At 73.7% G+C, this 12,966-nt stretch carries 11 protein-coding genes; 2 read left to right on the plus strand and 9 right to left on the minus strand.

Annotated elements, in window-relative coordinates; genetic code table 11:
• Positions 1 to 2: 2 nt before the first annotated feature.
• Genes FB388_RS12830 through FB388_RS12850 form a run of 6 tightly spaced genes read right to left on the minus strand, consistent with a single transcriptional unit; the run spans position 3 to position 5,824 of the window.
• Positions 3 to 842 carry an HAD family hydrolase gene (locus FB388_RS12830; protein ID WP_142100663.1) on the minus strand — a complete coding sequence of 280 codons (840 nt, stop codon included), beginning with the start codon at positions 840 to 842 and terminating at the stop codon, positions 3 to 5.
• Positions 839 to 2,095: a cysteine protease StiP family protein gene (locus FB388_RS39900; RefSeq protein ID WP_342787917.1), complete on the minus strand. Its 1,257-nt coding sequence runs from the start codon at positions 2,093 to 2,095 to the stop codon at positions 839 to 841. Before FB388_RS39900 ends, FB388_RS12830 begins: the two co-directional genes overlap by 4 nt.
• Positions 1,978 to 3,342, minus strand: a complete 1,365-nt coding sequence (locus FB388_RS39905) for a phosphoribosyltransferase family protein (protein WP_211361879.1) — start codon at positions 3,340 to 3,342, stop codon at positions 1,978 to 1,980. Before FB388_RS39905 ends, FB388_RS39900 begins: the two co-directional genes overlap by 118 nt.
• The gene (locus FB388_RS12840; RefSeq protein ID WP_246121878.1) at positions 3,339 to 4,556 is read right to left on the minus strand and encodes an HpcH/HpaI aldolase/citrate lyase family protein; all 1,218 of its coding nucleotides are present in this window, start codon (positions 4,554 to 4,556) and stop codon (positions 3,339 to 3,341) included. Before FB388_RS12840 ends, FB388_RS39905 begins: the two co-directional genes overlap by 4 nt.
• A gap of 14 nt (positions 4,557 to 4,570) precedes the next feature.
• Positions 4,571 to 5,239 (minus strand): TerD family protein, encoded by a 669-nt coding sequence (locus FB388_RS12845; protein WP_211361880.1) that lies wholly within the window; start codon positions 5,237 to 5,239, stop codon positions 4,571 to 4,573.
• A 9-nt stretch (positions 5,240 to 5,248) separates the two neighbouring features.
• The gene (locus tag FB388_RS12850; protein WP_142100665.1) at positions 5,249 to 5,824 is read right to left on the minus strand and encodes a TerD family protein; all 576 of its coding nucleotides are present in this window, start codon (positions 5,822 to 5,824) and stop codon (positions 5,249 to 5,251) included.
• 237 nt (positions 5,825 to 6,061) lie between these two features.
• Here FB388_RS12850 and polA point away from each other — a divergent pair, with 237 nt between their 5' ends.
• A complete protein-coding gene (polA, locus tag FB388_RS12855) occupies positions 6,062 to 8,848 on the plus strand; it encodes a DNA polymerase I (protein WP_211361881.1) in 2,787 nt (928 codons plus the stop codon).
• An 819-nt stretch (positions 8,849 to 9,667) separates the two neighbouring features.
• Here polA and FB388_RS12860 read toward each other — a convergent pair.
• Positions 9,668 to 10,159 carry a pyridoxamine 5'-phosphate oxidase family protein gene (locus FB388_RS12860; RefSeq protein WP_142100667.1) on the minus strand — a complete coding sequence of 164 codons (492 nt, stop codon included), beginning with the start codon at positions 10,157 to 10,159 and terminating at the stop codon, positions 9,668 to 9,670.
• Positions 10,160 to 10,224: 65 nt separating this feature from the next.
• On the opposite strand from FB388_RS12860, the gene FB388_RS12865 reads away from it, so the two are divergent.
• Positions 10,225 to 10,776 (plus strand): P-loop NTPase family protein, encoded by a 552-nt coding sequence (locus tag FB388_RS12865; RefSeq protein ID WP_142100669.1) that lies wholly within the window; start codon positions 10,225 to 10,227, stop codon positions 10,774 to 10,776.
• Here FB388_RS12865 and FB388_RS12870 read toward each other — a convergent pair.
• On the minus strand, positions 10,773 to 11,351 hold the full coding sequence (locus tag FB388_RS12870; protein ID WP_142100671.1) for a class I SAM-dependent methyltransferase: 579 nt from the start codon (positions 11,349 to 11,351) through the stop codon (positions 10,773 to 10,775). The two genes, FB388_RS12865 and FB388_RS12870, sit on opposite strands and share 4 nt — an antisense overlap.
• Positions 11,352 to 11,403: 52 nt before the next feature.
• Positions 11,404 to 12,945, minus strand: coding sequence for a PucR family transcriptional regulator ligand-binding domain-containing protein (locus FB388_RS12875; RefSeq protein ID WP_342787918.1), 1,542 nt, complete (start codon positions 12,943 to 12,945; stop codon positions 11,404 to 11,406).
• Positions 12,946 to 12,966: the final 21 nt, after the last annotated feature.

Genomic DNA, 12,966 nt, shown 5'->3' on the forward strand with positions numbered 1-12,966 from the left:
GATCACAGACTGCCAGAAACGGACATAGCTGGATCGGTTGCCCACTCGTACAGCCGGCCGAGCAGCTCCTCGCCCGCCGCGGCGCCGGTGGCGGCGGTGACGGCGAGGTGGGGCCGGGTGAAGCCGGTCTGCGCCAGCTCGCCGTGTGCCGGGCGGATCGCGGCGTCGGCGGCGTCCAGCAGGTCGGCGTCGAGCAGCGAGTCGCCCGCGGCGAGCAGCGGACCGCCGCCGCACCGGGCCACCACCTCGGCGGCGGCCGCCGACTTGGTCAGGCCCGCCGGTACGGCGTAGACCTTGCGGCCTTGCAGCGACACGGTCCACCCGCGCTGGTCGCACCAGGCGGCGAGGTCGTCCACCCAGCCGTCGGGCAGGGCGGCCCGGTCGACCACCGCGTACGCGAACAGCTCGCTCGCCTCCCGCAGCGCCAGCATGAAGGGCCCGCCCCGGGCCCGGAGGTGGGCCTGCACCTCGGCCAGCGGGGCGCAGGTCGCCAGCCGGATACGCACGGCCAGGTCCCATTCGGGGTCGGCCCGCAGGACTCCGTCGCCGCCGTCGACGAGCAGGTGCCCGCCGTTGCTCGCGATCGCGAAGCGGGGTGGTGGGCCGGGCAGGTGGACGCGCGCGAGCTGGGCGGGAGTGCGGGTGGTGGTTGGCACGACCGTGGCCACGTCCTGCAGATCCCGCAGCGTGGCGGCCGCCGCCTCGGTGAGGAACGACAGCGGGGCGCCCTTGTAGATCTCGACGCACAGCAACCGCGGTGCCTCGTGGTCGGGCTCCCGCAGGTCGAGCGCCGCGGCCGAGTAGATCGTGGTGCGGTCCAGATCGAGGCAGACGACCGTCACGAGCGCACCGCCGCGAGCCCGTCGGCGCCGGTGGCACCGCGCGTGAACCGGGGGTGGATCAGGCCGACGCAGCTGTACGGCAGGCCGGCCACCTCCTCGACCGGGACATCCCTGCGCTGCGCGAGCAACCGGACGTGCGCCAAGTCGGCCGCGGGCGCATCAGCGCGTACCAGCACCCGCCACGGCACGCGGCGCAGCAGCACCCGGGTGGTCTCCCCGACGCCGGGCTTGACGAGGTTGGGATCGCCGATGCCGTACTCGGCGACGATCCGGTCCACGGCGGCGCGCCCGGCGAAGTCCGCGACGCGGCCGGCGGGCGGCGCGGTGTCGGTGACACCGGAGAACTCCGCGGTGACGGCGTCGAGGAAGTGGTTCGAGACGTCCGACGCCGCGAGCTCCGCGTAGAACTTGGCCCCGTGGTACTGGTCGGGCCGCAGCAGGCGCGGGTTGAGCACGGTGCGCGACACCAGGCCGGAGACCGTGGAGTTGAGGCACGCGGACGCGATCAGCCAGTCGTCACGGGTGCCGAACGTGGTGGCGCAGCGGCCCGGGTCGGCCAGGACGGCGAGGTCCGGGTCGAAGCGCACGCCGGTGTCGCGTTCGTGGTCGGCGAGGGCCGTGGCGAGCTCCCGCGAGATCGCGCCCTTGCCGGTCCAGCCGTCGACGAACACGACGCGGGCCGGGTCGTGGTGGGCGGCGAGGTGGTGCAGGGCCATGCGGTCGATGCCGCGGCCGCGGACGATCGACACCGCGTAGTGCGGCAGGTCGAGCCCGTGCGCGTACCGCGCCCAGCGCCGCAGGAGCACACCGACCGGGGTGCCGGCACGCGCCAGCGACACGAGTACGACGTCGCGGCCGCGTTCGGCAAGCACCAGTTCGGCCACGGTGGCGACCGCCTGCGCGAGCCGCCGCGCCCCCGCGGCGAGCGCCGACCGGTACAGCTGCAGGTACTCCGCGTCCGGCTGGTACTCCTGCGGGAGCGACTCGGCGTAGTGCGCCCCGCCGCTCTGGATGGCCTCCTCGCGCTCCTCGGTGGGCGCTTCGAGGGCGAGGTGGGAGATGTCGGTGAGCAGCCAGCCGACCTCGTCGGGGGCGTAGCTGCCGAAGGTGGGCCCGCGCAGCGGGTCGGGCGTGTTCAGGGAGTCACCACCAGGGTCGTGCGGCGGGTGTACGGGGCGAGCGCCGGCAGCAGGCCGGTGTGCAGCGCGGGCGTGTCGGCGGGCGGGTCGACGACGAGGAGGACGTGGTCCCAGGCCGCCCCGTCGACAGCCCCGTCGACATTGCCGCCGACGTTGTAGGCGAAGCGCGGGCCGGGCCCGTCCGCCGGATCGTCGTGGGCGGGGAAGGCGATCCCGCTGGTGAGGGCGTAGCCGGGCTCGTCGACGACGACGGCGGGGGAGCGGGTGGTGGTGGAGAACGCCACGTCGTGACCGGCGTCGGCGAGGGTCTGGGCGAGCCGCAGCGGCAGCTGCATCAGCTCCTCGGTGCCCAGTACGAGAGTGCGCTCCCCGCGCCGCAGCCCGGCCGCGACGGCGAGCGAGTCGGCGAGGGCGGGCAGGGCCGAGGCGAGCGTGCGGTGGTGCGCGGGCCCGAACCCGTGCCGCGCACCCGCCGGCAACCCGGAGGGCCAGTCCAAGTGCGCGCGAGTCGCGTTCTGAGTGCGAGCGAGTCGCGCCGGGAGTGCATCCGAGTCGGGGTCGGCACCGAGCTCCGCCCGCAGCGCCGCCGCCCGTTCCGCGATGTCCGGTGGCAGTTCGACGGCCCCCCGGGCCAGCGAGACCACGTCGAGGCGCGCGCCGAGCGCCGCGACCCCGGCGGCCAGCTCCCCGTCCCCCGGCCGGACGTCGACGAGCGCCGCCACGACGTAGCGCTCCCGCGGCGCGGCCGAGTGCAGCGCGGTGATCGTGTTGAGGGCAGTGCGCCCGGTGGACAGCTCGTCGTCGACGAGCACGAGCGGTCGCCCGCCGCGGAGCAGGTCCGGGTCGGCGGGCAGCAGCAGGTGGTCGGTGGCGTGCGAGTGCTCCTCGGTGAACCCGCCCGCCGTGGCGAACCCTGGGACCGGCCGCCGGGTGGAGTGCAGCACGTCGGCACCGCCCAACCCCTCGGCGACGCAGTGGCCCAGGGCGGTGGCCGTCTCGGCGAAACCGAGCACCAGCGCGTCGGGCGGCTCCTCGATCCCGGCCTGCGCCGCGGTGTGGAGGGCGGCGATCGCGGTGCGGTCGCCCTCCACGGCGGCGTGCAGCACCGGTATCGGCAGTGCCCGGGCCGGGCGGTCGGCGAGCGCGTCGGCGACGAGCCTGCCGAGCAGCAGCCCGGCGGCCCGGACGAGGCGTGGGTCGGTCGGCACGTGCTTGCCGAGCACGCGCGAGACGAGCAGTTGGGCGCGGCGCGGGTTGCGGCGCAGCGCGAGCCCGAGCAGCACCCGCGGGTCGGCACCCGGACCGGTCGGGTGCAGCCGCACCCCGAGCCGGTCGATCACACCTGCGGCGATCCGGGTCACCGCGGCAGGCTCGCGGCCAGGAGGTCGACGAACGACACCCCGTCGGCCGCCACGCCGAACACCCGGGCCCGCAACATGGTGTGCCTGGCCCAGGCGGTGTGCGGCCGCACCTCGTTCATCTTGTTGCGGTGCACCGACGCGAGCACGCCACCGGCCCGCCCGGCGCCGAGCACGTCCGCGGCGTCGCGGTGCTCCTCGTGCGAGACGACCGACAGCGCGTTGACGACGGCCACGTGGCTCGGGTGGATCGCGGTCTTGCCCGTGAGCCCGTTGGCGCGGTCGAGCGTGACCTCGCGGATCAGCCCGTCGATCGCGCGGGAGACGAGGTGGCGGCGCAGGTCGGGCTCGTCGTGCTCGACGAACGGCGACTGCCGCAGCAGCGGTTTGAAGATCCGTTCCGGACCGCCGTAGTACTCCCAGACGGGACCGGTGACCGTGAAGCCGGTGCCGTCGGCCCGGCCCAGCACGTTGACGACGTCGGCGATGAGGTCGCTGACCACCTTGACGTCGTAGATGGACACCTCGGGCGAGCGCCGCAACCCGTAGAGCGCGCACAGGTCGGTGGCCCCGAGGCGGACGGCGAGGATGCGGTGCCGCTCGCGGTGCAGCAGGTCGCGCAGCCGCGTGAGCTCCTCGACCCGCGTCTCGGCGTACAGCACGGCGCCGGACTCGATGACCGGCATGACCCGCAGCACCGGTCCCGGCCCCCGCAACGCGTCGGCCTCGTCGACGGCCCGCAGGTACTCGGCCCCGAGAGTGGCGGTGAACTTCGGCAGCACGAACCCGTCGAGCACGGCCGCCGCAGGCCCGAGGCGCGACACCAGCTCGGGGATCTGGCGCGGTGCCCTGACCCGGACGAAGAGCAGCGGAAGCTCGGTCCTCGCCTGCTCGTGCAGCTCGGTGAACGCCTCGACGAGGTTGGCCTCGGCCTCGGTGAGCTCCTCGTCGGCGATCGCGTCCTCCAGGCAGACGACGACCGAGGTGACCCCGGCCGTCGCCTGCTTGGTGACGTCGGCGGCGAGCGCGGGACGGCTCGCCGGCATGTACAGCGTGGCGCCGAGGGCCACCGAGAGCAGGTCGGCATCGCTCTCGCGGCCGAACTGCTCCGGTGGAGCCTCGAACAGCGCGTCGGTGTCGGACGCGCTCAAGTACCCGAAGTGCCGCACGGCGTAGCCCCCCTCGACGACGCCACCCCGGTGTGGCACGACCTTCATCCCTGGCGCGAGCGTCACTTGCGCCCGCGCGCCCACTCCATTCCCCAGCCGTACGCCTCGTCGACGTCCGCCTGGCCGCCCCGGACGTAGCGCACCTCGCGGCGCACCACCAGGTCCCCGCCCTGGTTCTCCAGCATCGCGATCACGCAGGTGGGAGAGGTCGGGTCGGGCTCGTCGAGCCGCACCTCGATCTCCGGCCCGCTGGCCGGGTGGAGGGTGACGATCCCGTCGGCGCTCGCCCAGTTCGGCACACCCTCGTAGATGAACGTGAACACGAGGATGCGGCGGATCTCGTCGACGCGGGACAGGTCGATGAACATGTTCTCGCCGCCGGACGCCGTCCCCGAGCGGTCGTCGCCGTCGAGCCGGATGATCGGTGCTCCGTGGTAGGGCGCCTGGAACGCGTTGCCCAGCGCCTGCACCACGCCCTTGCTGCCGTCGGAGAACTCCCACAGGCAGGCGAGGTCGAGGTCGATCGCGTTGCCGCGGCGCTTGCCGAACAGGCCGCGGCTCTCCTGCACGCCCGCGCTCCACTGCAGGTTGATCCGCAGCTGGCCGCCCGTGGCGCCCCGCTTGGTGAGCGAGACGCTGGGCGCAGCCTTGGTGAGCGTGACCTTGGACAGGGAGACCCCGCCCGCGTCAGCCCCGCTCTTCTGCGGCCGTTTGGTGTAGTCGATCGCCACGACGGGCGATCAGACGTTCACGCCGTAGTCGCGCGCGATGCCGGCGAGCCCGGACGCGTAGCCCTGGCCGACGGCGCGGAACTTCCAGTCGGCACCGTTGCGGTAGACCTCGCCGAAGACCATCGCGGTCTCCGTGGAGGCGTCCTCCGAGAGGTCGTAGCGCGCGAGCTCCTTGGAGTCGGCGGCGTTCACCACGCGGATGAAGGCGTTGCGCACCTGGCCGAAGCTCTGCCCGCGCTCGTCGCCCTGGTAGATGCTGACCATGAAGACGATCTTGTCGGCGTCGGAGCCGATCCCGGCCAGGTTGATCTTGACCTGCTCGTCGTCACCCTCGCCCTCGCCGGTGAGGTTGTCACCGGTGTGCTCGACGGTGCCGTCCGGGGTCACCAGGTTGTTGAAGAAGATGAAGTGCTTGTCGGACAGGACCTTGCCGTCGGCACCCGCGACGATCGCGGACGCGTCCAGGTCGAACTCCGTGCCGGTGGTGGTGCGGACGTCCCACCCGAGGCCGACGATCACGTTGGTCAGACCGGGGGCCTCCTTGGTGAGGCTGACGTTTCCACCCTTGGTGAGGCTGACGCTCACGTACTGCTCCACATCTCTCACGGAGGGCTCGAACCCCCCTGGTCTCGAGCTAAGCGCGGCCGAGCATAACGGGATGAACCGGACGTGAGGCCGCGCATGTCACAACGGCAACGGAGGACCCGTCCGTCCGGTTCCCGCATTCTCTCCCTCGCCGTCCGGACGTCCCCGTTCGCCCGGATCCACTCCGCTCGGCCGGCGGGGCAACACTGTCGGGGGGTGGTCCTACACTCGCCTCCCGTGAGCACCGCCACCACCACGTCCAGCAAGCCCGGCGCCGCGCAGGACGCGCCGCCGTCGACGGGCAGGCGGTTGCTGCTGCTCGACGGCCATTCGCTGGCCTACCGCGCGTTCTTCGCGCTGCCCGCGGAGAACTTCCGCACCGGCACCGGGCAGACCACCAACGCGGTGTACGGCTTCACGTCGATGCTGATCAACCTGTTGCGCGACGAGCAGCCCAGCCACCTCGCGGTGTGCTTCGACGTCTCGCGCACCACGTTCCGCAACGAGCGCTACGCGGAGTACAAGGCCAACCGCACCACCACCCCGGACGACTTCCGCGGCCAGGTCGACCTGATCAAGGAGGTCCTGCGTGCGCTCAACATCCCGGAGTTCGGCGTCGAGGGCTACGAGGCCGACGACCTGATCGCCACCCTCGCCACCCAGGCCGAGGCCGACGGCTTCCAGGTGCTCATCACCACCGGCGACCGCGACGCGTTCCAGCTGGTCAGCGACAACGTGATGGTGCTCTACCCGAAGCGGGGGGTCTCCGAGCTCTCCCGGGTCGACCCGGCCGAGGTGATGAACCGCTACGGCCTCACGCCCGCCCAGTACCCCGACTTCGCCGCCCTCCGCGGCGACCCCAGCGACAACCTGCCGAGCATCCCGGGCGTGGGGGAGAAGACGGCGGCCAAGTGGGTGCGCGAGTTCGGCTCGCTCGCCGACCTCACCGACCGCGTCGACGAGGTCAAGGGCAAGGCGGGCGACGCCCTGCGCGCCCACCTCGCCGGGGTGCTGCTCAACCGCCAGCTCACCGAGCTGATCCGCGACGTCCCGCTCGACGCCGCCCCCGCCGACCTCGTCGTGCGGCCGTGGGACCGCGACGCGGTCCACCGGCTGTTCGACGAGCTGGAGTTCCGGGTGCTGCGCGAGCGGCTCTTCGCCACGCTGCAGAGCGCCGAACCCGAGGCCGAAGGCGGCATCGAGGTGCAGGGCGGCGCCATCGAGCCGGGCGCGCTGCGCGCGTGGCTCGACGAGCACGCCCGCGACGGCCGCCGCATCGGCGTCGCGTTCGCGGGGGTGCGCGGCGGCGTCACCACCTCCGACCTGTCCGGGATCGGGCTCGCCGTCGGCGAGCCCACCGTGGAGGCACGCGCCGAAGGTGCGGCCGCCGGGGTGCCGCAGGCCGGCTTCCTCGACGTCACGCGGCTGACGCCCGACGACGAGGCCGCGCTGGGCGACTGGCTCGCCGACCCGTCCGTCCCGAAGGCCGCCCACGACGCCAAGTCCGCGCTCCACGCGCTGCGCGGCCGCGGCTGGACCCTCGCCGGGCTCACCAACGACACCGCGCTCGCGGCCTACCTCGCCAGGCCCGGGCAGCGCAGCTTCGATCTTGCCGACCTCGCACTGCGCTACCTGCGGCGCGAGCTGCGCTCCGAGGGCGAGGCCGAGTCCGGGCAGCTGTCGCTGCTCGGCGGTGAGGAGGAGGCCGACGCGCAGCGGGCGCACGCCCAGATGGTCGCCGCGTCCGCAGTGGCCGAGCTGGCCGAGGCTCTCGACGCCGAGCTGGCCGAGCGCGGGGGCACCGAGCTGCTCGCCGAGCTGGAGCTGCCGCTCGAGTACGTGCTCGCCGACCTGGAGACCGCGGGCATCGCCGTCGACCACGAGGCCCTCTCCGCGCTGGAGGCGGAGTTCGCCGCCCAGGTCAAGCAGGCCGCCCAGGACGCCTACGCCGTGATCGGCAAGGAGATCAACCTCGGCTCGCCCAAGCAGCTGCAGGTGGTGCTGTTCGACGAGCTCGGCATGCCGAAGACCAAGCGCACCAAGACCGGTTACACCACCGACGCCGACGCGCTGCAGACCCTCTTCGAGCAGACCGGCCACGAGTTCCTGTCCCACCTGCTCCTGCACCGCGACGCCACCCGGCTCAAGGTCACCGTCGAGGGCCTGCTCAAGTCGGTGGCCGACGACGGGCGCATCCACACCACCTACAGCCAGACGATCGCCGCCACCGGCCGGCTGTCCTCCACCGAGCCCAACCTGCAGAACGTCCCGATCCGCACGGCAGCAGGCCGCCGGATCCGGGAGACGTTCGTGGTGGGCCCGGACCACGCCGAGCTGATGACCGCCGACTACAGCCAGATCGAGATGCGGATCATGGCGCACCTGTCGGAGGACGCCGCGCTCATCGAGGCGTTCCGGTCCAGCCACGACTTCCACGCCGACACGGCGGCCCGGGTGTTCGGCTGCGAGCCGACGGACGTGTCGGTCGAGCAGCGCGCCAAGATCAAGGCGATGAACTACGGGCTGGCCTACGGCCTGTCCGCGTTCGGCCTGTCGGGCCAGCTGCGGATCTCCACCGAGGAGGCCCGCGCCCTGATGGACGACTACTTCGAGGTCTTCGGCGGCGTCCGCGACTACCTGCGCAGCGTCGTCGACATCGCCCGCAAGGACGGCTACACCGCCACGATCATGGGCCGCCGCCGCTACCTGCCCGACCTCACCAGCGACAACCGGCAGCGCCGCGAGATGGCCGAACGCATGGCCCTGAACGCGCCGATCCAGGGCAGCGCCGCCGACATCATCAAGGTCGCCATGCTGGGCGTCCACCGCGCCCTCGCCGCCGACGGCCTGCGCAGCCGCATGCTGCTGCAGGTCCACGACGAGCTCGTCCTCGAGGTCGCCGAGGGCGAGCGCGAGCGGGTGGAGGAGCTCGTCCGGCGCGAGATGGGCGCGGCGGCGAAGCTGTCCGTGCCCCTGGAGGTCTCCGTCGGGTACGGGCGCAGCTGGGACGACGCGGCGCACTGACCGGCGTATTCGTGGCTGCGGCTCTGTCGAGGCAACCTCTCACTGGGCCTTCGGTGGCGCCGCGCTCGTCCCGGGCAACCCCTCACCTGGCCTTCGGTGGCGCCGCGCATCGTGCGGGGCCGCCCCTCACGCCTCAAGGGCGCTGCGCGTCGCTCCGCGATCGCTGCGCGACCCTTGACCCGCGAGCCTCTACGGCCCCTGAGGGCCCGCTTCGCGGGCAGGCCCGGGCCTGCCCCTTCGGCGCGCGGCGCCACCGAAGGCGGTCTCACCACCATGATCAAGGCTTCGGCGCGAAAACGGCGAAATCCAGCCGGGAACGCGCCGAAACACCGATCATGGAGCGGGAGCGAGGCTTCAGCGGCGGTTGCGGCCAGGCTGATCGGCGCGAGGAGCACGCCAGCGTCGCGGGCGAGGCCGTCATGTACTGCTCGCGGCTGATCCGCCAGGTTCACGCACCCGTTCTCGTCCCACGCTGCCCGTCGGCCGGCAGCGTGGACCGACAAGGGGTGCGCGGGCACAAACCGGGTGCGCGACGGGCAAGAAGATGCCCGACACCGGCCGCCTGGCGGCGCCGCGCACCAAGAGGGCAGGCCCTTGGGCCTGCCCGCGAAGCGGGCCTGAAGGGGTCGCAGAGGCTCGCAGGTCAAGGGTCGCGCCAGCGATCGCGGCGCGACGCGCAGCGCCCTTGAACTGTGAGGGGCGGCCCCGCACAATGCGCGGCGCCGCCAGGAGGCCTTGGAAACAGCAGACCTTGAGACAGGAGGCCTTAACCCAGGGAGACCGGAAGACAAGAGGCCTAGCCGCCAGCAGAAGCGTCCGTCAGGTCTTCCGCACCACCCGCTCCGGCTCGCCCGGCTTCCAGATCGTCACCGCCATCCCGCCGTCGACGATCTCCACCGACGACGCCCCGGTCAGGTCCGCGACGTAGAAGGGCCGGAACTCCCGCCCCCGCAGGTCGAAACCGGTCTCCTCGAAGAGGGCGTCGGCGAACCGCTGGTGCAGTGCCTCGTCCTGCTCGTCGTGCACGCGCCCGAAGAGCTTCGCGTCGCCGTCGGACACGTGGGTGTCGACCGTGGCGGTGTGCAGGCAGAAGCGGGGGTCGCGGGCGAGGTCGTGGAACTTCGTCGTGCCCGGCATGCCGGCGAGGACCAGCCGCCCCTCGAAGATCCGGGGCTCGATGGGGCTGATCCGCGGGAAGCCGTCCGACCGGAGCGTGGCCAGCATGCACAGGTTCCCGGTCTTGGCGTGGCGTCGCGTGAAGATCTCGGCGATCCGCGGTGCCCCCGTCGTGAACTCCTGCCAGGTGCTCATGGTGGGCGACGCTACGGGCCAACCCGGACACGTGCTGTCAGGGAAGCGGCTGCGATCATCGGATCGTGCCACCGCTGGGCGCGTCCGATCCGCTGCCGCACCACCCGCGCCGCGTGCTCGTCGCCGGTTGCTCCGGGGCGGGGAAGAGCACCCTCGCCGCGGCCCTCGCCGGCCGGCTCGGCATCCCGTACCACGAGCTGGACGCCCTGCGGCACGGCGCGGAGTGGGTGCCCCGCGCGGAGTTCGAGGCCGACGTGGCAGCGTTCGCCGCCACGGAACGCTGGGTCACCGAATGGCAGGGCGGATCGGTGCGGCCGCTGCTGCTGGCCCGTGCGGACCTGGTCGTCTGGCTCGACCTGCCGCGCTGGCGGGTGTTCAGCCAGCTGCTGCGGCGCACGGTTCACCGACGGCTCCACCGGACCGAGCTGTGGAACGGGAACGTCGAGCCGCCGCTGTGGACGTTCGTCACCGATCCGGAGCACGTCCTGCGGTGGGCGTGGTCGTCGTACCGCCGCAACCGGCACCGGATGCGGGAGCTGCTGGCGGGAGGCGCGGCTCCTCCCGTCGTCCGCCTGCGCAGCCGCCGGGAGATCCGGCGCTGGCTCGCTTCGATCTAGGGCCGGGGTTCGCGGGCGATCAGGACGCGGGCGGGCGGCAGGTTCCGCCAGATCGTGGGGCTCGCGGTGAGCGAGCCGAACGCCGCCCGCAGGTCCTCGGCCTGCTTCCGCGCGGGCGGGAGCAGGTGGAAGCCGCGCAGGGTGGCTTGCGTGAACGTGCCGGTGGGCGCGAGGGCGCGGGCGGCCAGCGCGGGCACGGGCGCGGCCGCGTAGGCCGCCCACGGCAGCAGGCTGACGATCGCGTCCGCCTGGTCGATGCCGTGCTCGGTCAGCACGTCCGGCAGCCGGGCCGCGTCGGCGCACACGACGGTGACGGCCGGGTGCCGCTCGGCGAGGCGCGCGGCGAGCACCGGGTTGATCTCGACCGCGACGTGCCGCCCCGTGCCGCGGAGGCGGTGCTGCAGCGCGTCGGTGACCCGGCCGGTGCCCGCGCCCAGCTCGACGACGACCCGCGAACCGTCGAGCTGGTGCGGCGCGAGCAGGGCCGTGACCAGCGCTTCGGAGCTCGCCGTCACGGTCGCGACGCGCGTCGGCGCGCGCAGGAACTCCTGGAACAACACCCGGCCGTCACTCACGCCGTGACCCTATGGACGGCCGGTGGCCGGCGGGGTGACGCGCAGGGGAACATCAGCCGTCGGACATGCGCGCGAGGTCGCGGGCGCGCAGCGCGAGCCACAGCTCCTGCCGGTCGTGGGCCGAGCCCAGCCGGCGGCCCGTGAGCTCCTCCACGGTCGCGATCCGGTTGCGGACGGTGTGGCGGTGGACCTGCAACGCCGCGGCGGCCGCCTCCCAGTGGCCGTTGTGCTCGAGGAACGCGGTGAGGGTGCGCACGAGCTCGGCGGAGCGCTCGCCAGCGTCGAGGGGGCCGAGGACGGCGTCGGCGTAGCCCTGCAGCCGTTCGGCGGGCACGGTCGCGAGCAGCTGGCGGCTGCTCGCGATGTCGGCCGCGTGCACGTGGCGGCCGGTGATCCGGCTCTCCGGCAGCGCGGAGCGCGCCTGCCGCAGCGACACGGCGAGCGCTCCGGGTCGCACCCCGATGCCGATCCCGGCGGGGCGGGCGGGGGCGAGCGTGGCCAGCACGGCGGCCAGGTCGACGCCGACCGGCACGGCCAGCTCGACGGCTTCCTCCTCCCCGATCCGGACTACGCGGGTCAGTGCGTCGGGCAGGGCCCCGGCGATGTCGGCGGCGAGCTCCGCCGCATGCGGCGCGGCGACGACGGCGGCCTGCAGGTCGGCGTCGGGCAGCCCCGCCGCGTCCAGCCAGCGTGCGGCGACGAGGTCGTCGACGGTGCCCCGCGCCAGCCGGGCGAGCACCTGCGCGCGGTCGCGCTGCCGCGTCGCGCCCAGCCCGTGCACGCGTTCGAGCTCGAGCGACAGCAGCGAGACGAGGTCGCCCGTGACGAGGTTGGAGCCCACCCGGTCGGCAGGTCCCGCGACGAGCAGCCAGGCCCGCAGCCGGCGCGAGCCGAGCGGGTGCACCTCCCGCCTGCGGCCGGCGCCCGCGTCGACCGCGGCGCCGAGCAAACCTTGGGCGCGGACCCGGGCGAGCATGCCCGTGAAGTCGCCGACGAGGGGTTCGTGCCCGGCCCGGGAGCTGGCGATGGGCCGCTCGAGCAGGTCGACGACGAGCGCGGCGCGGCCGGTGGCCCGCTCGTACGCGCCGAGGATCCCGGCGAGCCCGCCGGGCTGGACGGCGGCCGCGGTGAGCGCCCGCTGGGTGTGCAGCGCCCACTCCAGCTGCCGGCGCTCCTCGCGCGCCCGCCAGGCGAACACCGCCTTCGTGACGGCGATGAACGGCACCCCGTCCGGCACGGTCAGCAGCGGCAGGCCGGCCTCCTCTGCCGCTCGGACGAGGCAGGCCGGGGCCGACTGGTAGCGCAGGTCGGCACCCAGCCCGAGCCCGAGCGCCCGCACTCCCGCGGCGAGCAGCCCGGCGACGTACGCGGCGCAGCCGGGGTCGGACTCGTCGAGCAGGAGCCCGATCGTGAGCAGCAGCTCGCCGCCCTGCAGCCACGGTCCGGGCTCGGCGAGCTCGGACACCGCCGCGGCCTCGATCTCGCGGCCGAGCCCGCCGCGGCCCGCTACGACCGCGAGCCGCAGCGCCGGGTCGGCGACCAGATCGGCGACGGTCAGCAGGGCGGGTTTCCTGGACGTTCCGGCGAATTCGATGCGACGACGTTAGACGTCGCG

The sequence above is a fragment of the Pseudonocardia cypriaca genome (assembly GCF_006717045.1).
GTDB lineage: Bacteria > Actinomycetota > Actinomycetes > Mycobacteriales > Pseudonocardiaceae > Pseudonocardia > Pseudonocardia cypriaca.

Bases quoted from the DNA above. Each gene is read 5' to 3' on its own strand.
- FB388_RS12860 (WP_142100667.1), bottom strand. From the start codon at position 10,159: ATGAGCACCTGGCAGGAGTTCACGACGGGGGCACCGCGGATCGCCGAG.
- FB388_RS12840 (WP_246121878.1), bottom strand. From the start codon at position 4,556: ATGAAGGTCGTGCCACACCGGGGTGGCGTCGTCGAGGGGGGCTACGCC.